Origin of the sequence: Paenibacillus sp. VTT E-133291, assembly GCF_002264395.1 — a bacterium.
Lineage (GTDB): Bacteria > Bacillota > Bacilli > Paenibacillales > Paenibacillaceae > Paenibacillus_AQ > Paenibacillus_AQ nitricinens.
The window spans coordinates 1-20,556 of sequence record NZ_NFVA01000102.1; the positions used below are offsets into that span (position 1 = coordinate 1).

A 20,556-nucleotide genomic window follows, 5' to 3' on the forward strand; every position below is an offset into this window, starting at 1 on the left:
CGGTTATAAGGATGAGGATATTGCAAAGATTATGGGTGGTAACTGGCTGCGCGTATTTGAAGAAATTTGGGGATAGGGGATAAATAGATGACGACATACTTGAACACTACTGCATTTAACTTCTACTGTTCTGGCATTTATTCAGGGAAAATACATTTCACGGAACAACAAATTATGCTTGCTAAGGTTGATCCACGCAGACGAACACAAATGCAATATAATGTGCTGGATAGCCAGTTCAAGACCGTCCTTCCATTTCAAAAAATCCACGAATACATGGATGCTTACGCTAAAGCAGAATGGGTCAATGATGAGGTAGTCCTAAGTAATGGTGATCTTTATCAAAAGCATATTCAGTATCAGGCTGTATTGGATGGACGTGAGCTTACTTCTCAAGTATGGGCGCTACGAAAAGAGACGGCTCTGGATATTGTGACCTTGGATGGTGAGATTATTGCTTTTCTTACGCCGAACCGGTATGGCATCGAGCTGATTGTTAAAGCAGGATATGAGAAGCTGACGCCTCTGGTTGTTTATGATGATCCCTTTTTGTCGAAGCCAGAGTATGGTGTGAATGATTTGGGTACGGATCTGATTCCGATGCGTGATGGCGTGAGACTGGCTACGGATGTGTTTCTTCCTGAGGGCATTCAGCCGGGAACCAAGCTGCCGACGATTCTTGTGAGAACCTGCTATGACCGTAACGGCAAAAAAGAGATTTTTATGAGATGGGCTAACAAAGGTTATGCAGTGGTGTCACAGGACGTTAGAGGTCGGGCGGATTCGGAAGGGGAATTGATTCCTTTTTATAATGAACGGGATGATGGCTACGATACGATCGATTGGATTATCGCGCAGGATTGGTCAGATGGCAATGTTGGAATGTGGGGAGCGTCCTATCTCGGCTTTGTGGTTGTCTCGGCGGCGACCAGTGGACACCCTAATTTGAAGGCTGTTGTGGATGAAGTGAATGTTGGCTCACCGTTTGTAGATACAGCGCGTAAGGGTGGAACGCTTTGCTCTTGGCCGCTCTTGTCTTGGACGCTTGCACAATCTGTGGGTACCCGGACGGATTTTGATATTTTTGGGGGCATAACGGTGAACCCAGAAGCGGCCGTCGATGCGAGACCGATTAAGGAGATTCCACAGCAAATGATCGGCAAAGCATCCGAACCGTGGGATTTATGGAGCCAGCATCCGGAGTATGATGATTTCTGGAGAAACTGTACCTTTACGGAACGCGGGGATCAGGTGCAGGTCCCTATGTATGTAATCTCAGGCTGGTATGACGGGGACAGCCCTGGGGTATCAGAGACATGGAGAATGCTGACTGAACATGATGTGCCGAACCGGAAAATCCGTCTGGGGGCATGGGAGCATGGACCCAACAGAGCCAGAGACTATGAGGGGTTAAGCTTTGGCAATGATGCAGTGGTTTATGATTACGATGTTTCTGTCCTGCGCTGGTTTGACCGTTTCTTGAAAGGTATTCCGAATGGAATAGATCAGGAGCCTAGAGCCTCTTATTATGTCGTTGGTGAGAATCAGTGGAGAACATCGGAGGATTGGACACCTGCTGAAGCAGTGACTTCTCCTTTCTATCTTTCCAGTGGGGGCCGGGCTAATTCAGGACAAGGTGATGGGAAGCTGCTCACAGCACCAGAGGAACACTCTCCCGAAGATACTTACGTCTATAACCCAAATGATCCGATGAATGATAGCGGTGAGCGAGAGCCTGAAAATTTACGGAAATACGAGCTGCGGAATGATATCCTTGTGTACACCAGTGAGGTGTTGAAGGAAGAATTGACTATCGCTGGGGAATTGTCAGCTGTGATCTACGCTGCTAGTACAGGTAAGGATACAGATTGGGTAGTTACGCTTAGCGATGTGAATGAACAAGGCGACTCTATCCGGTTATCTAACTATATTGTTAGAGCTAAATATCGTCATGGATTTGATGCACCTGAACTGCTCACGCCTGGCCAAGTAGAGGAATATGATATTTTCATGCCCAATATTGCCCATAGATTTGCAGTGGGGCACCGGGTTCGGTTCTCGATCACCTCGTCCAGTAAATTCGTTGCTTTCCCTAATACGAACACAGGTAATAATCCATATGAAGATACAGAAGCAATTACTGTTCTGCAGACCGTTTACCATAATAGTAAATATCCAAGCCATGTGAAGCTGCCGGTTATACCAAACGCTTAAACTGCAAGGTCAACCTTATAATTGTAATAAAATATCGATTATTCACAGAAAAGCGCATAAATGATCCCTTCTCAGGTCACAATAGGGAAAAACCAGAATGAAGGGATTAACGTGTCGCGCATAAAAAAACAACTTTGGCAGCGATGGAGACGTTGGAAAAAGGCGCTTTGGGTAGGGGCAGCTTGTTTAGCTCTTACTGTACTGGCCTGGCGCAGCATGCAGGTACCTGAGGAAATCAGTGGCCTGCTGACAGATTCTAGTTGGACGGATAGTGCCGAAAGTGAGTTGGCCGCAGCTGTATTTAAAGTAGGCGTGGACAGCGGTGAGGAGAAAGAGAAGGGCACCATAAAAAACGAACAACTGTTGCAGACGATCGCTCAAAGCGGACTCAGCAGAACCGTTCATTTAAAAATATCGTATGTATCTGGAGAAGAAGTTCAGACATTGCCAGGTGTAAAGAACCCGCTTCAGCTTAAAAAGATAATTCACGAACACTCTGCATGGAGCGGTTGGATTAGCAGCGATGGAGATTTGTGGCTGGAACAAAAAGTGAATGATCTATCGACCCTGACGAAAAAAGAAGCCTATATCGGAGTCGATGCATTTGGGAACTTGAAATTATTTAAAGGGCCTCCGGTACAGGAAAAGGTGCTGAAGACTTTTTTTCAAATGGATATGGGTTCCTTGAAATCCTCTCTGCCGGAAAGTATTTGGAAAGAGCTTCATGAGGGCATTCGTGTACAAGATATTGAAGAGTACAATAGCGTATTGTCCACCTTCAGTGACTACGCGCGTGAGGCTGCAGAACATGTCATGCAGAATAAGCAATAGCATCCTTAAGCATATCAGCTGTCCTAAAGTCATTATTAATGGCTATAGGGCAGCTTTTTCTTTGCAAATATAAGAAGTTTTGAGGTTCTCATTATAGGCCTAAAGTTGTCATTTCGCATCAGAGGGTAAACTTTTTTTCTCCCGGAAGAGGTATTTTTGCTATAATGGTTTGAAGGAATACATATGTTCGCTTCGTAGCGGAGTAATGGATGAAAACGGTGGAATAAACTGCCTGTTATAGAGGAGAGATCGTGTTTGCGCATTTTGGGAATTGATCCGGGGCTGGCGATTGTCGGTTTTGGCTTTGTGGATAAGGAAGGTCATAAATTGACCCCAGTCCAATATGGTTGTATCCAAACCGAGGCTCATACGCCTGAGGAAGAACGTCTGCTGCATGTCTATGAAGGCATGGGTCAGCTTATTGATAAATATAAACCTGATGCTGTAGCGATTGAGAAGTTGTTCTTCGCACGTAATGTTACAACAGCATTGCCAGTAGCTCAGGCCCGCGGAGTGACGATATTAGCTGCTGTACAGCGTGGCTTACCCGTATCGGAATATACACCTATGATGGTGAAGCAGGCAGTAGTTGGTTATGGTAAGGCTGAGAAGCGGCAGGTACAGGAAATGGTGAAGCTGTTGCTGAAATTATCGGCGATCCCTAAACCGGATGATGTGGCCGATGCACTAGCGGTAGCGGTATGTCATGCCCATTCGAGCAGTCTTAATTCTAAATTAAATGAGGTATTGCGAAAATGATAGATTTCTTAAGAGGACCCGTCGTTCATTTAGAGTCGGAATATGTGGTGCTGGATGTGCAGGGCGTAGGATACCGGGTATTCTGCCCGAACCCTTATGCTTTTGCTAAAGTAGAAGGACCTGTAACGATCTATATTCATTATCAAACACGTGAGGATGCGACGCTTCTGTTCGGGTTCCCGACTCGGGAGGAGCAAAAATTGTTCCGCAAGTTGATTGAGGTATCCGGGATCGGTCCGAAGGTTGCGCTCGGAATACTGACAGGTGGGACTCCAGATCAGTTGATCTCGGCAATTTACCAAGAGAATATAACCTTCTTAACGAAACTGCCGGGCATTGGCAAGAAGACGGCGCAGCGGATGATCTTAGATTTGAAGGACAAGCTGGACGGACTCAGTATGGCTTCGATGCAAACGGGATTATTTGCAGTTCCAATGGAAGAAAGAGCGGATGGATTAGCTTGGCAAGAAGCTAGAGATGCCCTTAAGGGATTGGGCTATACCGAAAGTGAATTGGACCGTGTATGGCTCGCTATGAAGAAAGAGGGCGCAGAGACAGGGACTGTAGATGTGTTGATGAAGAAAGCACTTGGGCTATTATATATTGCTAAGTAAAACCGAACACATCCTGAAGAAAGGGAGCGATAGGAATGGATGACCGGATTATATCCGCTAATTTAATGATGGACGAGCAAGCCGTAGAATTAAGCTTACGCCCTCGTTATCTGGGAGAATATATCGGACAGAATCAGGTGAAAGAAAACCTGAAAATATATATCGAAGCAGCCAAAATGAGAAGTGAAGCGCTGGATCATGTGCTGCTCTACGGGCCTCCAGGTCTCGGTAAAACAACACTTGCGAACATTATCGCCAATGAGCTGGGTGTGAATTTACGAACAACATCCGGTCCTGCTATAGAGCGGCCGGGAGATTTAGCCGCCCTGCTGACGAACCTGCAGGAAGGCGACGTGCTGTTCATTGATGAAATTCACCGCTTACACCGGACGGTGGAGGAGGTAATGTATCCGGCGATGGAGGACTTCGCGCTGGATATCATGATCGGCAAAGGGCCAAGTGCCCGTTCGGTACGATTGGATTTGCCGCCTTTTACACTTATAGGTGCTACCACCCGTGCTGGCCTGCTGTCAGCGCCACTACGAGATCGTTTCGGAGTGGTCAGCCGCTTGGAGTTCTATACGATAGATGAGCTAAGCTTCATTGTTGCTCGAAATGCAGATCTTTTAGGGATTGAGATTGTCGGAGATGCGGCGGAAGAGATAGCGCTTCGTTCCCGTGGAACGCCGCGGATTGCGAACCGGCTCCTGAAGCGAGTTCGTGATTTTGCTCAAGTGCGCGGCGATGGGATTATAACCCCGGAGATTTCCGGGGAAGCCCTGAAGATGCTGCAAGTAGACCCACGTGGGTTGGATAGCATCGATCATAAGATGTTAAGAGCAATGATTTCAAGCTTTCGTGGCGGTCCTGTAGGTCTGGATACGATTGCTGCTACAATTGGTGAGGAAAGTCAGACGATTGAGGATGTTTATGAGCCTTACCTGCTGCAGATTGGGTTCTTGCAGCGGAGCCCTCGTGGAAGAATTGTAACCTCGGCCGCTTATCATCACTTAGGCCTTCCGCTCCCTCCGGAGCAGCACTGAGTCAGTAACTACATTTAAAAGGAGGATGCTGGATGAAGCATACGAAGATGAAATGGGGAGGAATATCTCCACTAAGCAAAGGATTGCTGGCAGCTGCGATTGCTGTGGGAAGTCTCTTGATCCCTGCGGGCGCCAGTCATGCCGATTCTAATAGTACGATTCGAGTTGCCCTTTATGCCGATATTGGTAGTAAGTATAAATCTACCGTGCCAGTAGTAACTATGCAATCGACTCAAAGCTTCACTTTGATGTCAAACCAACCAGGGAGCACTCCTTTGTTATCGGTGCCTGCCCTGAGCAGAATACGTGTTAGTGTGGATAGTTATAGAGTAAAGGTTATGGAGACTTCAAGCTGGAAAACAGCTGCTGACGCGGCTAAAAAGCTTCAGTCTACCTCTGATAAGCCTCAAATTTATATGATTTCTAGAAATGGAACCAATGTGTATCAGTTGTATACTGGTGTCTATGTCAGTGAAGCTGCTGCCAAGGATGGGCTTGCCCGTGTAGTAAAGGCAGGACTCGGCATTCCTGCTGATCAAACCCCTGCGGTGAAAGGGGATAAGCATTTATCGGCGGGTCGCTATTCTTCGGAACAAGAAGCTGATACTGCTCTGAGTAGTATTACAGCTGCTGGTTTTGATGCCTGGAAGGTGTTTCTTTCAGGAAGTGATGGCAGTGCCCAGTTTGAGGTATGGGTAGGCGAAGCTGCAAACGACAAAGATTTGGCTGCTGTTCAGACCACAGTGTCTGCAGCATTGCCACAGCTTGCTATGTCCGCTGCAACTTCACCTGGGTTAATCATGCGTCTGGATGCTGGGCTGGACCTTAGCAGCGAGACACAGGCTAATCATTATATGGTTTCCGGAAATGATGCTAAATTTTTGGCCGTTGGCAGTGAGGCTGGAATTCAGCTCGAAGAAAGATCCAAGCGTACCTACCGTGGAAATATGGAGCTAAGTAATTTGAGAGGTTCCCTTGCGGTTATCAATGAAGTGCCACTGGAACAATATTTGTATGCAGTGGTTGGAGGAGAGGTTTCCTCCAGCTGGCCGGATGAAGCTCTAAAGGCTCAGGCTGTCGCCGCCCGAAGCTATGCAATGGCGCAAGGCAACCGTTTCGAAGTAGCGAATGTAGTAGATTCTACATTGAGTCAGGTATATAACGGAATCGGATCAGAGGCTCCAGTTATTATTAAGGCAGTGGATGCTACTGCCGGTGAAGTATTGATGAGTGGTGGTAAAGTTATAGAGGCTGTATTCTCCTCGAACAGTGGCGGAGTAACCTCTGATCCATCGGAGGTATGGGGCAATGGTGGAGATGCGTTTGCCAGCGTTCCCAGCAAAGAGGATGTCGCAGCTACCGCGGCCGCTAAGAAGTGGTATTATTTACTGCTCGCTAATGGAACCTCTGGATATGCACGTGAGGATAACATTAAATTGACAGGAAATAAAACAGCAGCGGGACTGGATATAGCGACAGCTACCACTAAAGATGTCAATGTGCGCCCCCTTCCTGCTGTTGAAAGTAGTGTAAGTGCGGTAGGCAAGTTGAATCCGGGCGAGAATGCTGTTGTTCTAGACAAAGTCTATGAGTCCGGTAGTTATAGCTGGATCAAAGGACCATATACCTCTGCCGACCTTCTAAAAAGCTTGCAGGGTAAAACAACTAGCACGCTCCCTTCTAGCATCCTTAATTTGCAGGTCACTCAGCGCGGCCCTTCTGGAAGAGCGATTCAGGTGAAAGCAAATGGTCAGGCACTGGATGTGAAATATCCTGATATGTTCCGTTCTGCGTTCAATGGATTGCCAAGTACATTGTTTGATATTGTACCAGCCGGAAGTTATACTGTATTAGGCGCTGACGGTGCTACCAGCACGATTGGAAGTTCACAGAGCGCAGGTGTACTCTCTGCATCAGGTAAGGTTAATGTGAACGGTAGTGGAACTGTAGTGATGGGGGGGGATTCCTCAGCCAGAGCGATCACTAACAGTTCGGGCTTTCTGTTCATTGGCCAAGGATACGGTCATGGTCTAGGCATGTCGCAATGGGGCGTGAAAGGCATGGCTGACAGCGGGTATGATTACAAGCAGATATTGCAACACTATTATCAGAACGTTACTATAGTTAAGGAATGAAGACAGACCATGAATGTAGACGCATATGATTTTCATTTACCGGAAGAATTAATTGCCCAGACACCACTCTCTGACCGTAGCTCTTCTAGACTGCTCTTAGTAAATAAGGAGGATGGGGAGCTGGCTCACCGGCATTTTACCGATATTATTAATTATTTTCAACCGGGAGATACGCTTGTTCTGAATGATACGAGAGTCATTCCTGCCAGATTGTTTGGGGCTAAAGAAGATACGGGGGCTAAAGCTGAAGTGCTTCTCCTTAAGAATCTGGGAGACGATCGATGGGAAGCTCTTGTAAAGCCAGGTAAAAAGCTCAAGACAGGAGCGGTTATCATCTTTAGTGATGAGCTTCGTGCGGTTATTGAGGATGAGGCTGATATGGGGGGACGAACGCTTCGGTTCATTTATCAGGGTATTTTCCAGGAGATTCTGGACAGGCTGGGAACAATGCCACTGCCTCCTTATATTAAGGAAACACTTGATGATCGGGAACGATATCAGACCGTTTATGCTAAGCATGAGGGATCAGCTGCTGCTCCTACAGCAGGGCTTCATTTTACCAAAGAACTGTTGGATCAGATTGAAGCCAAGGGTGTGAATATTGCTTATATTACACTTCATGTAGGTCTCGGAACGTTCCGTCCGATGTCTGTTGAGAAGGTTGAAGAGCATGTTATGCATTCAGAGTATTTTGTAATGTCTCAAGAAACAGCAGATACTATAAATGCTACCAAGGATCATGGTGGTCGCATTATAGCGGTAGGGACGACTTCTTGTCGGACACTTGAAACAGTCGGAAGACAATGTGAAGGCGGTCCATTAGTGGAATGTAGTGGCTGGACGGATATTTTCATCTATCCGGGCTATAAGTTTAGTGTAGTTAATGCGTTAATTACTAATTTTCATTTGCCGAAGTCTACTTTGGTGATGTTGGTTAGTGCTTTGGCAGGTCGGGAACATATTCTAGCTGCTTATGAAGAAGCGATAGAGCAGAAGTACCGGTTTTTTAGCTTTGGAGATGCAATGTTTATTTACTAAGGTAAGAGGATGGGTTAACTTATGGCAGCAATTACTTATGAGCACATCAAAACGTGCAAACAATCCGGAGCAAGACTTGGAAGAGTCCATACTCCACATGGTGTGATTGAGACACCAGCATTTATGCCAGTCGGCACACAAGCTACAGTCAAGACAATGAGTCCTGAAGAACTGAAGGAGATGGATGCTCATATTATTTTGAGCAATACGTACCATTTGTTCCTGAGACCGGGCCATGATATTGTTCGTGAAGCAGGCGGACTGCATAAGTTCATGAACTGGGACCGCCCCATTCTAACGGATAGCGGCGGGTTTCAAGTATTCTCGCTTAGTGACATGCGCAAGATTACCGAAGAAGGCGTTCATTTCCGTTCCCATCTAAATGGGGATAAGAAGTTCTTGTCTCCTGAAGTAGCTATGGAAGTTCAGAACGCACTTGGTTCTGATATCATGATGGCATTCGATGAATGTCCTCCATTCCCAGCGGAATATGACTACGTGAAAAAATCACTGGAGCGTACCACACGCTGGGCGGAAAGATGCCTGAAAAGTCACGCCCGTCCAAATGATCAAGGTCTATTTGCTATCGTGCAAGGTGGTATGTATGAGGATCTTCGCCGTCAGAGCGCAGCAGATTTGACTTCCATGGATTTCCCGGGGTATGCTATTGGGGGGCTCAGCGTCGGAGAGTCCAAGCAGCTAATGTATGAAGTGCTGGATTATACAGTTCCCCTGCTGCCACAAGGCAAACCTCGCTATTTGATGGGCGTTGGTTCACCGGATGCGCTGTTGGAAGGATCAATCCGGGGAGTGGACATGTTCGACTGCGTTCTGCCTACCCGTATTGCTCGTAATGGAACAACGATGACCAGTCAGGGAAGACTCGTTGTACGCAACGCAAAGTATGCCCGCGATTTTGGGCCGCTTGATCCGGAGTGCAACTGCTATACATGCCGGAATTATTCCCGCGCTTATTTGCGCCATCTAATCAAAGCCGATGAAACCTTCGGACTTAGATTGACGACATACCATAACTTGCACTTCCTGTTGGATTTGATGCGTAAAGTGCGCGAAGCCATCAAGGAAGATCGGCTGCTTGATTTTCGCGATGAGTTTTTTGCTAAATACGGATTATATGATAATCTTAAAGGCTTCTAAAGCTTCGTTGAGGTCCATGTTTTAATGTGCTTTGAAAGGGGGGAGAAATATGTTTCAATATGCAGCAGCAACAGGCGGAGGTAGTATACTGGGTCTCGTAGGTCCATTCGTACTTATGTTTGTAGTATTCTACTTCTTGCTGATTCGTCCGCAACAGAAGAAGACCAAAACACGTAATGCAATGTTGAAGTCTCTGAAAAAGGGCGATAAAATCGTTACTATTGGTGGTCTTCACGGTACGATCATGGAGATTTCCGATGATATCGTGGTTCTACGGGTCAATGATGTAACTAAACTGACCTTTGATCGCGGTTCCATTAGTCACTCCGTTGCCACGGACGTGGAGGAGAAAGTATAGTTTCGTTATTAATAAGTACATAAAAAGCGGTGTCTTCTCGTTAAGAGAGCGACACCGCTTTTTTGACGTTCATCTTTCATCGTGATCTAAGGGTTTAACGCATATCCGTTATTCGGCTGCGAACTGTGAGCGATTCTTCACGTCCCCGTAAGGTTAATTTGGCAAGCTGTACACCAACTGTTGAAGCTAGAACTGCTAGCAGAGTGCCGCCTATCATATCTGTAAGCCAATGAATGCCCAGATAGAATATACCAAAGACGATTACGACTGCGGAAATACTCGTAATGACCATCCACCGGCGGTTTCCAGAACGGAATGCCAGTAAAGCCATCGTAACGGAAATGGACGTATGTAGACTCGGGAAGCAGTTGTTGAGACCGGATAGAGGGCGGTACTCTTGCTCGAACTTAGGAAATACATCCAGCATAGTAAATCTAACGCCTGCAGGTACATAGGACCATACCTCATTTACAGGGAAGTATAGGTAGAATGGAATAGCTACAGCATAGTTAATGATAATAGCATAGCAGGTGGCGTACAGCATCACACGGTTCTTATCTAACAGATAGACACCTAGAGAAGCTGCCAGTACAGATTGAAGCATGAAAATGTAGAAGAAAACTATGATAGGCGTTAGCCATGGACTATAGAATATATCCTGAACAGCTTGGACAAAATGTCCCTCTAGTCCAAATACAAATGATGTATAGTCTGAGGTAAGATGCATTTTTTCTTCAATTTGTAGTTCATATTTATTCAAGACCAGTACACCAAACATGCCTACCATCAGTAGCAGAAACTTATAGGATCGCAGCATCTCTTTCCCAATTTCAACTAATGCCATGATTGGATTTCGACGAGCGCCAATCCATACTAATATCACTACTAATGCAACTGTGTACAAAACAATATGATTCATTGATTGGTAAAACAAAGCATTCGAAGCCTCCTTGATTCTCTTTATGAAGTCAGATGATCACAGTTTAACATATTTCCAAGGAATGTTTCGAATTTAATGGAATAATAATTTTAGCTTTTCTGTAAATTAACCCCAAACATTCCACCAAGTGCACCAATTGCTGCTGCAGCTAGAACCCAAAGAAGGTCAACACCAGAGGGTGAGCTATCCAGTGCAAGAAATCCAATTAACAGAACGATAATCCCGTAAAAGATTCCTGTAAGGCTTCCTTGATACCAGCCTTTGTTCGTGGCTCTGCGACCGGCGGTTAGTCCTCCGAATGCTGCGGCTATGCCGTGTACTATATAAGTGTACATTGAGAGATCCTGCTCCTTCAGACCGCTGCCCCATAATAAAAGAGAGAGGACAAACGCGCCAAGCAACATCCAAAGGAATGATCGACACAGGCCAGACAATACAGGATTGGCTATTCTCCATGAGAACAGGCGCCGGATTAAATACATGGTACAACCTCCTAAAGTTTTTTTAGAAAAATAATCTACATAAGTTATTATTCATTGTATGGGGAGGCTTGCCCCAATAGTACAAGAATGGGCATTGCAGCCTTTTTACCATTAATTAATAGGTGAGCTTCCGAATGTTCCCTGTGCTGAGCGGTCAGAATAGGGTTACATTAATCCGCCCGAGAAACCAACTCTGCGGGTGAGAGTGGAGGGGAGCGAAGCTATATGTTCCAGCATATCACTGCCTATATTCTCCTGACCGTGCTGATGTATTTCTTCATATTCCTGTGCATGCGAATTATGGGAAAGAGGGAGATTGGAAAGCTGTCTGTATTTGATCTAACGATCTCAATAATGATTGCTGAGATTGGTGTTTTTGTGATTGAGGATATTCATCGGCCGATCTATGAAGGGTTAATTCCGATGGCAACATTGGTTATCATTCAAGTGCTGGTTGCAATGCTCAGTCTCAAGAGTAGGACAGTAAGGCTTATGATGGATGGTAAACCGAGCATACTTATTTCTGGCGGTAAGCTGCACCGGGGTGAGATGCGAAAGCAGAGATACAATATTGATGATTTGCTTATGCAACTTCGTGGACAGAATATTGCTAGTCCTGCCGACGTTGAATTTGCCATTCTAGAGCCAAGTGGACAGCTTACTGTGTTCGAAAAAGAGAAAGGAAACTCAGCTTCAAATGATTCAGGCAATAGTAGTTCTGGTGATGAGAACGATAAGAATGGCGAGAATGCAGATGAAAGTAGCCAGACGATTAAACTGCCTAAGAACAAAATCAGATATGAAGGACTTCCTATTCCACTGATAATGGATGGTAAGGTCCAGGATCAAAATTTAGAGATGATAGGGAAAACAAGGTTCTGGCTAAGAACTCAGATCCGCCAAAAGGGAGTATCCGATTTTCGGGATGTTTTTCTTTGCTCCATAGACCATAAAGGCCGAGTTTATGTTGACCGTTTGGATAATCGATAACCATTCTAAAGCCAACGCTTAATGAAAGGCAGTCGATCCAAATCACGAAGGGAAATAAGGCCAGCTAATAGACTGAGACCGAAATACAGGGCCATTCCTACCGCAGAGGCAAATAAAAATTGAATCCATTGTGCTTCTGCAACGGGAATGGAGATGTATACATAACGCACGCCTGCTCCCATAATGATCATTGCACACAAGGTTTTAATGGTATCGGTTATTCGTAAGGATAATGAAATTAGACTGACTACACTGTACCCGTGCAGAAGAGTAACAAGAACGCTGTTCACAATAATGGCGATGATTGCGCCGTAGATTCCGTATTCTGGCTGTGAAGCCAATATAACAATCAGAATGATTTTGACTACTGCCCCAATAAGAGTATTGATGAGTGCCCTTCCAGGTCTGTCCATAGCTTGAAGTGCAGCTTGTAAGGGGGCTTGAACATAGATGAACAAAGCGAAAGGGGCCATTAGTTTTAGCATAGGAGCAGTATCCGGATTTCCGTATAACAAGTTGCATAGTGGGACTGCTAGTACATACATAAGAACAGCAAAGGGAGCCCCTGTAACAAGAGCTAGTCGAAGAGCTTGATGCATTCGTTTGTGAATGGTAGGCAGGTCCTTTCTCGCGGCAGCCTCGGACAAGGATGGAACCAAAGAAACCGCGAGCGAGGAAGTTAACGCTCCGGGAAGCAATAGTAAGGGAATAACCATTCCCTGTAAAGACCCATATTGAGCAGTCGCGGCGGCTGTTGCGATTCCGGCTAGTGCAAGACTACGTACGGTAATTATAGATTCCAGTAGATAGGAAAAAGAACCGACAAGCCGGCTTGCCGTAACAGGAATTGATACACCTAGTAAACGCCTTAGTATGGGAGAAGTTGATTTTACGTTATCTGGATCAGAAGGTATAACTTCCTTCTCAATCATTTGCTGTTCTAGGATGGGGGTTGTTTTTTTATCCCTTTTCGTGATGACATAATATTGCCACAGAATGGCTAACATTCCGCCAATCTCTCCTACCGTTACGCCTAGCATCGCCCCTGCAGCTGCAAAAGCGATTCCTTTGGGTAACAGCAGCCAAGAGAACCACAGCATAAAAAATATTCGCACGATAGACTCAAAAACTGAAGAAAGTGCAGAAGGAATCATGTTCTGCCTACCTTGAAAATAACCGCGGTATATTGCAGATACAGCAACAATTCCAATCATTGGGATCATGGCAATGAAAGTATAATAAACTCTGTGGTCTGTTAAGATCACATTGGAGACCCATGAAGCACTGACCAGCGCAACAATGGTAAAGAAGATTCCTAGTCCGACACTAAGAGTAAGGCCAGTCCGTAAAATTTGCCGCGATTTCTCAGGGCGGTTCTCTCCCTCTGCTTCGGCTACCATCTTTGCAATTGCTAGGGGAAGTCCGCCTGTAATAACAGTAACCAACACGATAAAGAATGGGTACGCGAGCTGATATAGACCCACACCTTCTGCTCCAATGATGCGTGGCAAAGCAATTCGGGGTATAAATCCAAGCATTCGATTAATGATGCCGGCGGCAAGCAAGATTAAAGTTCCTTGTATAAAGCTCTGTTTCCTCAAAGGTCACGCCTTCTTCCCCAAATGAAATGAAACGCTGGCCAACTTGTCTATTCTTATGGATATGCTATACCCCTGTCCCGGCATGCCTTGTTTTAGTAGTTGTAACTTTTTGTGACGGAAGGAGGAAAGCAGAGAACTTGGGTCGAATACCTATGGTAAGCATACGAACACGAGCGTTCTTTGGAGGTGTCATCACGTGGAATCGGAACAGTGGAATCATGATCAACATAGCGAAGAAATCGAAGCCATGTGCCGCAGCAAAGCTGAAGAATTCCGGCTCCTCGGCTATGAGTATGTAACCAGCAAGGATATTTGGGATTGTATCAGTCGTAATTATGATAAGGACGGAATGCCCCCCTTGCATAAGCTGGTAAATGATATTTATTCCTTAAAAGCCAATAGTTACATGACTTATTTGACTCTTGCAGCTTATCGGGGGTTGAACTGAACAATAAACATCTCGCTTCTTTTCTTTGCGAAAAGCCTTATAAAGCAGTAAAGTAAGAGAATAATAATAACTTCACATCTCCTATATAAACGGATGTCTTGCTGATATGGGCAGGGGCGGCCGTTTCTTTGTGTGAGTATAGCTATGACTATGCTGTGAATTGACGGTCATTTCACGTGTAGCTATAATAGGAATATTGAGTGAATGAAAGGGGAACTAGCTAGAGCATGAAGAGACTAATGGGCTTTATTATTACCGTGCTCGTTTTGACAGGCGTCATGGCATTTACTACTCCTGGACTGCTGGACAAGGTTAGACTTGGTCTTGACCTGAAAGGCGGATTTGAGATTTTGTACCATGCAGAGCCTATGGAAGCGGGAGCAGCGTTGTCCCGAGCTTCACTGTTGAAAACAGCAGAAAGTTTGGAGAAACGGGCCAATGCGCTCGGAACCAGTGAACCAGAGGTTACAACTGAAGGTACTGACCGTATTCGTCTGAAAATTGCAGGCGTTACTGATGAAGCCGAGGTTCGTAAGAAGATGAAGGAGCCTGCAGTTCTGACTTTCCGTAGTGCTGCTGAAGGTGACGCTGAAGGTACTTACAGCAAGATCGAACTGGTAGGTAGTGATTTTGTTGAAGGTGCGGCAGAGGTTGGACGGGATAACCTGAATCAGCCAATCATCAGTATCAAAATAAAGGACAAGGATAAATTCGCAGAGATTACGAAACGACTCTTAGGAAAGAATCTCGCAATTTATTTGGATGAGAACAAGCTATCTGACCCTACGGTACAAGCAGTACTTACCGACGGTAGTGCGTCTATTTCCGGTCAGTATACAATTAAAGAAGCACGTGAACTGGCTGACACTATTAATCTGGGTGCGTTGCCACTGAAACTTACTGAGAAATACTCCCAAAGTGTGGGTGCAACACTTGGTAAACAATCGCTTGATCAAACGATCAAAGCCGGTCTTTTGGGTTCTTTGATTATTCTTATCTTCATGATCGGTATGTATCGCTTGCCAGGTCTCTTGGCTAGTTTTGCACTGATCTTGCACACATGGCTGCTAATTGTAGTCTTTGTCTTTGCAGACTTCACATTGACGTTGCCTGGTATAGCCGCATTTATTCTGGGTATAGGGATGGCCGTCGATGCCAATATCATTACAAATGAACGGATAAGGGAAGAAATGCGCAGTGGTAAAAGTGTGCTTTCCTCTGTTAAAGCAGGTAATAAATCCTCTTTCCGGACAGTAATGGACTCCAATGTCACAACTGTTATTGTGGCAGGTGTCATGTTCGCCTTCGGTACAGGTGCAGTCAAAGGCTTCGCATTGGTGCTGATCGTAGAAATCGTACTGAGTATTGCCACGAATCTTTATTTCTCCCACTGGTTGCTTAGCCAGCTTGTTAAAGCCGGTAAGCTGAACAAACCGAAGAGTTTCGGTGTTAAGGAGAGTGATATCCGTGCGCTTTAAGAAAGAGCTTGATTTCGTACATTTGAGTAAATATTTCTATATTTTTTCCATCGCCCTTACAGTGGCAGGTTTGATTTTCTTAGCAACGTTTGGATTGAATTATAGCGTTGATTTCAAAGCGGGATCTAATGTTGATATCTCTCTGTCTAAGAATTTGACATTGGAAGAGGTTAATTCAGCAGTTGAAAAATCTGGGATTTCAAGTGAGCCAAGCATTACGTTAGGGAGTGAACGGGTCAACGTTCGTTATGATCAAGTGCTCGATGAGCAACAAGATGAAGCTCTTAAAACAGAGATCTTGAAGCTTGACGATAAAGCATCGTTTGAGATTAACACTGTGGATACAGAAATGTCTAAAGAACTTGCACGCAATGCGATCTATGCGGTTCTCATTTCTTGTCTAGGGATTATCATTTATGTAAGTATTCGTTTTGAATGGCGGTTTGCATTGGCAGCTATTGTTGCATTGCTTCATGATGCTTTTATGGTCGTTGCTATCTTCTCCATTTTCCGCTTGGAAGTGGATTTGACGTTCATCGTAGCGGTGCTTACGATTATCGGTTATTCCATCAATGATACGATCGTTATCTTTGACCGTATCCGTGAGAATTTACGTTTTGGTAAACAGAAAACTTACGAAGATTTGAAAGAGCTTGTGAACAAGAGTGTGGCTCAGACCCTTATGCGCTCTCTCTACACAGCATTTACCGTATTTATCGCGGCGTTCTTCCTGTTAATTCTTGGAGGAGAGTCCATCAAGATGTTCTCGCTTGCGATGGTAATCGGATTGCTCTTCGGAGCGTATTCCTCAATCTTTATTGCAAGTCCGCTCTGGTTACTGCTTAAGAAGCGTGAGAAGATAAAGGTAAAAAGCCCGGCTAAAGGGTAATGTCTCAAGAAAAATAACATGGCTACACTTGAATGAAAAAAACATCAACTTTATAATTTAAGAAAGCCGCGTCAAATGCGACGCGGCTTTCGAAATCTTTGGGGTAGTATGTCATGTGTATTGTATCATCATGAGATTACTTGCTAGTGGTAAGGGGGGCCTCGTATGAATAAAGAACGATCACCGCAAAGCAAGACGGTTGCTTGGACAGGGATCATCAGCGATGTTACTTTGGCAGTAGCTAAGGGGAGTTTTGGCTATATTTCAGGTAGCAAGGCATTAATGGGCGATGCATTATATTCTGGAGCAGATGCTGCAGCTAAATTGGCGGATATTCTCCCTTGGCGCTCTGAACAAAGCAGAAAGAGCAAGCAGCGGATAGAAGAGCGACGAGGGAATAAGGAGCCGCTTTTAGCTATACTTTTTTCGGTATTAATTCTTATGGGGGGGCTGCAGATCGCCTTCTCTGCAATCCGTGACTTAACCGAGGGACAGTCATCCACTCGCGGAGAACTTGCACTTGTAACTGTCTTGCTATCTATTGTACTTAAAGAAGCTGTATTTCAATATCAATATCGGTACTTTAAAAAAATAGGGGATGGCAGTCACGCTGCTTATGCCAATAGTCATCGTTTCAGTTTGTATACTTCTATCACAGTATTAGTAGGGATATCGTTATCAATGGGGGGGACCTATTGGCATCCTCTACTCTACATGGACCCTATTGCTGCACTTTTAACAGGATGCTTAATTCTACGTAAGGGTTATCTGCTCATTGTTAATACTGTTAGTGTTAAGAATGCGCAGGAGCTACCTTCTGAGGAAGCAGCTAATTTTATTGAAACCGTACAACGTGTTCATGGTGTTATTCGTGTAGAACATTTGAAGGCACTTGAGCAAGGGAATTATGTGAATCTGCAAGTGAAGATCAGTGTAAATCCGCGTATTACGGTGATGGAAGCACAGGATATTTCAGAATGTGCAAGAAAGTTGCTGCAGCACAGGTTTGTTCATGTTGGTGAGGTACATATGGACGTAGTTCCTTATGATCCCGGTTATCCATACAAAAGTAATTATGAATTGGCGGATAATGATATTCCGACGCTGCTTCAGTAGTCCGCAAGGTGAAAGAAAGGTGAGCGCTATTGCTTTATTCAAAAACAAGATGGCAATCTCCGGCAGCCGATCCCGACGTCGTAAGGGATATGGCCCGGAGCCTTTCTATTTCTCCGCTCTTATCCTCACTATTAGTGACTAGAGGAATTGATACGCCACATGAGGCTCTATCGTTCATGGATGGCGGTGTGGAAGCTCCACATGATCCGTTCCTTCTAAAAGGGATGGCCGAAGCGGTTCCCAGAATTAGAAAGGCTTTAAAAGAAGAAGAACATATTCTGATTTACGGTGATTATGACGCTGACGGTGTGTCCAGTACAGCATTAATGATTCATTTGCTGCGTTACTTGGGCGCTTCCTTTGATATTTATATCCCGCACCGTTCTAATGAGGGCTACGGGCTGCATAATCATGCATTGGATTGGGCTTTACAGCAGGGGGTATCCTTGATCATTACTGTAGATACTGGCATTAGCGCCTATCATCAGATTGCTTACGCTAATGAACTCGGGATTGATGTGATTGTTACGGATCACCATGAGCCACCAGAGCTTCTCCCAGAGGCTTATACGTTAATCAATCCGAAGCTGCCCGACTGCCCCTACCCGTTCAAGGGATTAGCAGGTGTAGGTGTAGCTTATAAGCTCGCCCAGGCTATGTTAGGGGAGGAAACTCCCGAAGAGTGGGCAGAGATAGCTGCTATAGGTACTGTAGCGGATTTAATGCCGCTGCTGGGTGAGAATCGTGAGATTGTTCGAAACGGTTTGGTCAGTATGCGAAATTCTCGATTCCCAGGTATCCGTGCTTTACTCGGTGTTAGCGGCGTGACCATGAGTACTGTGAGTGCGGTTAATATCGCTTTTGGAATGGCGCCTCGTATCAATGCGAGTGGCCGTCTGGATCATGCTGGACGGGCAGTGGCGTTGCTTACAACTGAGCATGCTGATGAGGCTGAGCAACTGGCTGGGGAGCTTGATCTGCTTAATAAAGAACGCCAATTGGTTGTAGAAAGAATTGTAGTGGAGGCCACTGCAAAACTGGAACAGATGACTCAGGGTGGAGAAATACCAGACATCATAGTTCTTGCTGAACAAGGCTGGAATGTGGGTGTGGTAGGTATAGTGGCTTCCAAACTACTGGAGCGTTACTATCGGCCAGTGATTATTCTGGATATTCATCCGGAGACCGGCATGTGCAAAGGTTCTGCCCGCTCTATTCCTGGACTTGATATATATGCGGCGTTATCCTCTTGTTCTGACTTAATGGATCATTTTGGTGGTCATCCAGCAGCCGCGGGAATGAGCCTGCATCGGGACGGCTTAGAAGCCTTCGCTGCGGCATTAAATGAATACGCTGCTACTGTGTTGACACCGGAGCATTTCGTGCCTGTTACTTCTGCTGATGCAGAAGTGTCGATTTCCGATTTGTCCCTACAGACCGCGCTTGAATTGGAAAGGCTTGCACCTTTCGGGATGTCGAATCCATTGCCAAAGTTCATCATTCGCGGGGCTACAGTGAAAGAGACACGCACCATGGGGCAAGACGGAAAACACTTGAAAATCGTCTTGCAGCAGGGAAAGAGCACGATCGAAGCCTTAGCTTTTGGTAAAGGGGATTTGGCTAAGCTGCTCCCTGTGGGCACCCCGATCAATGTGCTGGCTGAACTGTCGATCAACGAATGGAATGGCTCGAGGAAACCACAGCTTCTGCTACAGGATTTATCAGTCCAGGATGCTCAATTATTTGATCTTCGTGGTGCTGCTGACGCTGTACGGCAGGCTGCGCATATTAGAGAGCTGCTGCTTCCCTATAGTGGTGCTGGCCCATATCGTGCCGCAGCAGTGTGTCAGAGTGGACGTACGTCTCCGCAGACTGAATTGATAGGAATGTCCTTCTGGGTATATGATAAAGAAGCTGGCATTAGCGCCGCTATTAAGGATGATTCGATTCAGGAATCAGGGCATGTCTCACTGTTATGCCTACTGGATATGCCGGAGACTCCTGAACAACTTGACGCATTACTAAAGGCTTTTCCTAATGCTGATAATATTGCGCTTTTGCATTCTATAAAGGATGGCCGAGAACGACTTATCATTCCGACACGGGATCATTTTAAAATACTCTATAAATTGCTGGCTTCGATCACTGCTGTTGCGACGCCAGAACATGAAGTGCTGCTGCGGCTAAGTCGACAATCCTCATTAAGTATTCGAATGCTTAGTAATATGCTAGATGTGTTTGAGGAGCTTGATTTTATCGAAAGAAGTCAAGGAAGTGTGACCTTTATTATGCAGCCTGCAGCTAAAAGCCTTACAGCATCAAGACATTTTGTCAGACTGGGGCAGATTGCGGAAATGGAGCAGTATTTCATGGAAGGTAGCTTGTCTGAACTGCAGGATTGGATGTTATCACGCCGTTTAGGCGTATCATAATTACGAAGTAAGTTTTGTCGAACCGAACTC

General features: G+C 45.4%; 18 protein-coding genes. 15 read left to right on the forward strand and 3 right to left on the reverse strand.

Features of this window, described 5'->3' with window-relative positions; all coding sequences use genetic code 11:
* Positions 1–87: 87 nt before the first annotated feature.
* From CA598_RS27105 to yajC, 9 genes are all read left to right on the forward strand, one after another.
* Positions 88–2,214, forward strand: coding sequence for a CocE/NonD family hydrolase (locus tag CA598_RS27105; protein WP_094878527.1), 2,127 nt, complete (start codon positions 88–90; stop codon positions 2,212–2,214).
* A gap of 111 nt (positions 2,215–2,325) precedes the next feature.
* Positions 2,326–3,045, forward strand: a complete 720-nt coding sequence (locus CA598_RS27110) for a BofC C-terminal domain-containing protein (protein ID WP_179281752.1) — start codon at positions 2,326–2,328, stop codon at positions 3,043–3,045.
* Between the two features lie 255 nt (positions 3,046–3,300).
* Positions 3,301–3,804: a crossover junction endodeoxyribonuclease RuvC gene (gene ruvC, locus CA598_RS27115; protein WP_036677679.1), complete on the forward strand. Its 504-nt coding sequence runs from the start codon at positions 3,301–3,303 to the stop codon at positions 3,802–3,804.
* Positions 3,801–4,418: a Holliday junction branch migration protein RuvA gene (gene ruvA, locus CA598_RS27120; RefSeq protein ID WP_094874232.1), complete on the forward strand. Its 618-nt coding sequence runs from the start codon at positions 3,801–3,803 to the stop codon at positions 4,416–4,418. Before ruvC ends, ruvA begins: the two co-directional genes overlap by 4 nt.
* Positions 4,419–4,453: 35 nt before the next feature.
* Positions 4,454–5,461, forward strand: coding sequence for a Holliday junction branch migration DNA helicase RuvB (gene ruvB / locus CA598_RS27125; protein WP_094878528.1), 1,008 nt, complete (start codon positions 4,454–4,456; stop codon positions 5,459–5,461).
* A 32-nt stretch (positions 5,462–5,493) separates the two neighbouring features.
* A complete protein-coding gene (locus CA598_RS27130) occupies positions 5,494–7,596 on the forward strand; it encodes a SpoIID/LytB domain-containing protein (RefSeq protein WP_256990669.1) in 2,103 nt (700 codons plus the stop codon).
* 9 nt (positions 7,597–7,605) lie between these two features.
* On the forward strand, positions 7,606–8,634 hold the full coding sequence (gene queA / locus CA598_RS27135; protein WP_094874233.1) for a tRNA preQ1(34) S-adenosylmethionine ribosyltransferase-isomerase QueA: 1,029 nt from the start codon (positions 7,606–7,608) through the stop codon (positions 8,632–8,634).
* 21 nt (positions 8,635–8,655) lie between these two features.
* The gene (gene tgt / locus CA598_RS27140) at positions 8,656–9,792 is read left to right on the forward strand and encodes a tRNA guanosine(34) transglycosylase Tgt (protein ID WP_042130504.1); all 1,137 of its coding nucleotides are present in this window, start codon (positions 8,656–8,658) and stop codon (positions 9,790–9,792) included.
* Positions 9,793–9,841: 49 nt separating this feature from the next.
* A complete protein-coding gene (gene yajC / locus CA598_RS27145) occupies positions 9,842–10,150 on the forward strand; it encodes a preprotein translocase subunit YajC (protein ID WP_042191123.1) in 309 nt (102 codons plus the stop codon).
* Positions 10,151–10,244: 94 nt separating this feature from the next.
* Here the strand turns inward: yajC and CA598_RS27150 are convergent, their stop codons facing one another.
* Positions 10,245–11,084 (reverse strand): phosphatase PAP2 family protein, encoded by an 840-nt coding sequence (locus CA598_RS27150; protein ID WP_256990033.1) that lies wholly within the window; start codon positions 11,082–11,084, stop codon positions 10,245–10,247.
* A 95-nt stretch (positions 11,085–11,179) separates the two neighbouring features.
* Positions 11,180–11,572, reverse strand: coding sequence for a TIGR04086 family membrane protein (locus tag CA598_RS27155; RefSeq protein WP_042191121.1), 393 nt, complete (start codon positions 11,570–11,572; stop codon positions 11,180–11,182).
* 225 nt (positions 11,573–11,797) lie between these two features.
* Here CA598_RS27155 and CA598_RS27160 point away from each other — a divergent pair, with 225 nt between their 5' ends.
* Positions 11,798–12,562 (forward strand): YetF domain-containing protein, encoded by a 765-nt coding sequence (locus tag CA598_RS27160; protein WP_094878529.1) that lies wholly within the window; start codon positions 11,798–11,800, stop codon positions 12,560–12,562.
* A 5-nt stretch (positions 12,563–12,567) separates the two neighbouring features.
* Here the strand turns inward: CA598_RS27160 and spoVB are convergent, their stop codons facing one another.
* Positions 12,568–14,163, reverse strand: coding sequence for a stage V sporulation protein B (spoVB, locus tag CA598_RS27165; RefSeq protein WP_094878530.1), 1,596 nt, complete (start codon positions 14,161–14,163; stop codon positions 12,568–12,570).
* Between the two features lie 196 nt (positions 14,164–14,359).
* Between spoVB and CA598_RS27170 the strand changes: the two genes are divergently transcribed.
* The 5 genes from CA598_RS27170 (at position 14,360) to recJ (ending at position 20,526) form a co-directional block, all read left to right on the forward strand.
* Positions 14,360–14,611, forward strand: a complete 252-nt coding sequence (locus CA598_RS27170; RefSeq protein ID WP_042191115.1) for a post-transcriptional regulator — start codon at positions 14,360–14,362, stop codon at positions 14,609–14,611.
* Between the two features lie 227 nt (positions 14,612–14,838).
* Positions 14,839–16,089 (forward strand): protein translocase subunit SecD, encoded by a 1,251-nt coding sequence (gene secD / locus CA598_RS27175; RefSeq protein ID WP_060621905.1) that lies wholly within the window; start codon positions 14,839–14,841, stop codon positions 16,087–16,089.
* A complete protein-coding gene (gene secF / locus CA598_RS27180; protein ID WP_094874236.1) occupies positions 16,079–16,978 on the forward strand; it encodes a protein translocase subunit SecF in 900 nt (299 codons plus the stop codon). Before secD ends, secF begins: the two co-directional genes overlap by 11 nt.
* 165 nt (positions 16,979–17,143) lie before the next feature.
* Positions 17,144–18,094: a cation diffusion facilitator family transporter gene (locus CA598_RS27185; RefSeq protein ID WP_094874237.1), complete on the forward strand. Its 951-nt coding sequence runs from the start codon at positions 17,144–17,146 to the stop codon at positions 18,092–18,094.
* 29 nt (positions 18,095–18,123) lie between these two features.
* Positions 18,124–20,526: a single-stranded-DNA-specific exonuclease RecJ gene (gene recJ / locus CA598_RS27190; RefSeq protein ID WP_179283775.1), complete on the forward strand. Its 2,403-nt coding sequence runs from the start codon at positions 18,124–18,126 to the stop codon at positions 20,524–20,526.
* Positions 20,527–20,556 lie beyond the last annotated feature (30 nt).

Bases quoted from the DNA above. Each gene is read 5' to 3' on its own strand.
- CA598_RS27185 (WP_094874237.1), top strand. From the start codon at position 17,144: ATGAATAAAGAACGATCACCGCAAAGCAAGACGGTTGCTTGGACAGGG.
- CA598_RS27105 (WP_094878527.1), top strand. From the start codon at position 88: ATGACGACATACTTGAACACTACTGCATTTAACTTCTACTGTTCTGGC.
- ruvB (WP_094878528.1), top strand. From the start codon at position 4,454: ATGGATGACCGGATTATATCCGCTAATTTAATGATGGACGAGCAAGCC.
- tgt (WP_042130504.1), top strand. From the start codon at position 8,656: ATGGCAGCAATTACTTATGAGCACATCAAAACGTGCAAACAATCCGGA.
- CA598_RS27130 (WP_256990669.1), top strand. From the start codon at position 5,494: ATGAAGCATACGAAGATGAAATGGGGAGGAATATCTCCACTAAGCAAA.
- secD (WP_060621905.1), top strand. From the start codon at position 14,839: ATGAAGAGACTAATGGGCTTTATTATTACCGTGCTCGTTTTGACAGGC.
- queA (WP_094874233.1), top strand. From the start codon at position 7,606: ATGAATGTAGACGCATATGATTTTCATTTACCGGAAGAATTAATTGCC.
- CA598_RS27155 (WP_042191121.1), bottom strand. From the start codon at position 11,572: ATGTATTTAATCCGGCGCCTGTTCTCATGGAGAATAGCCAATCCTGTA.
- CA598_RS27160 (WP_094878529.1), top strand. From the start codon at position 11,798: ATGTTCCAGCATATCACTGCCTATATTCTCCTGACCGTGCTGATGTAT.
- ruvA (WP_094874232.1), top strand. From the start codon at position 3,801: ATGATAGATTTCTTAAGAGGACCCGTCGTTCATTTAGAGTCGGAATAT.
- yajC (WP_042191123.1), top strand. From the start codon at position 9,842: ATGTTTCAATATGCAGCAGCAACAGGCGGAGGTAGTATACTGGGTCTC.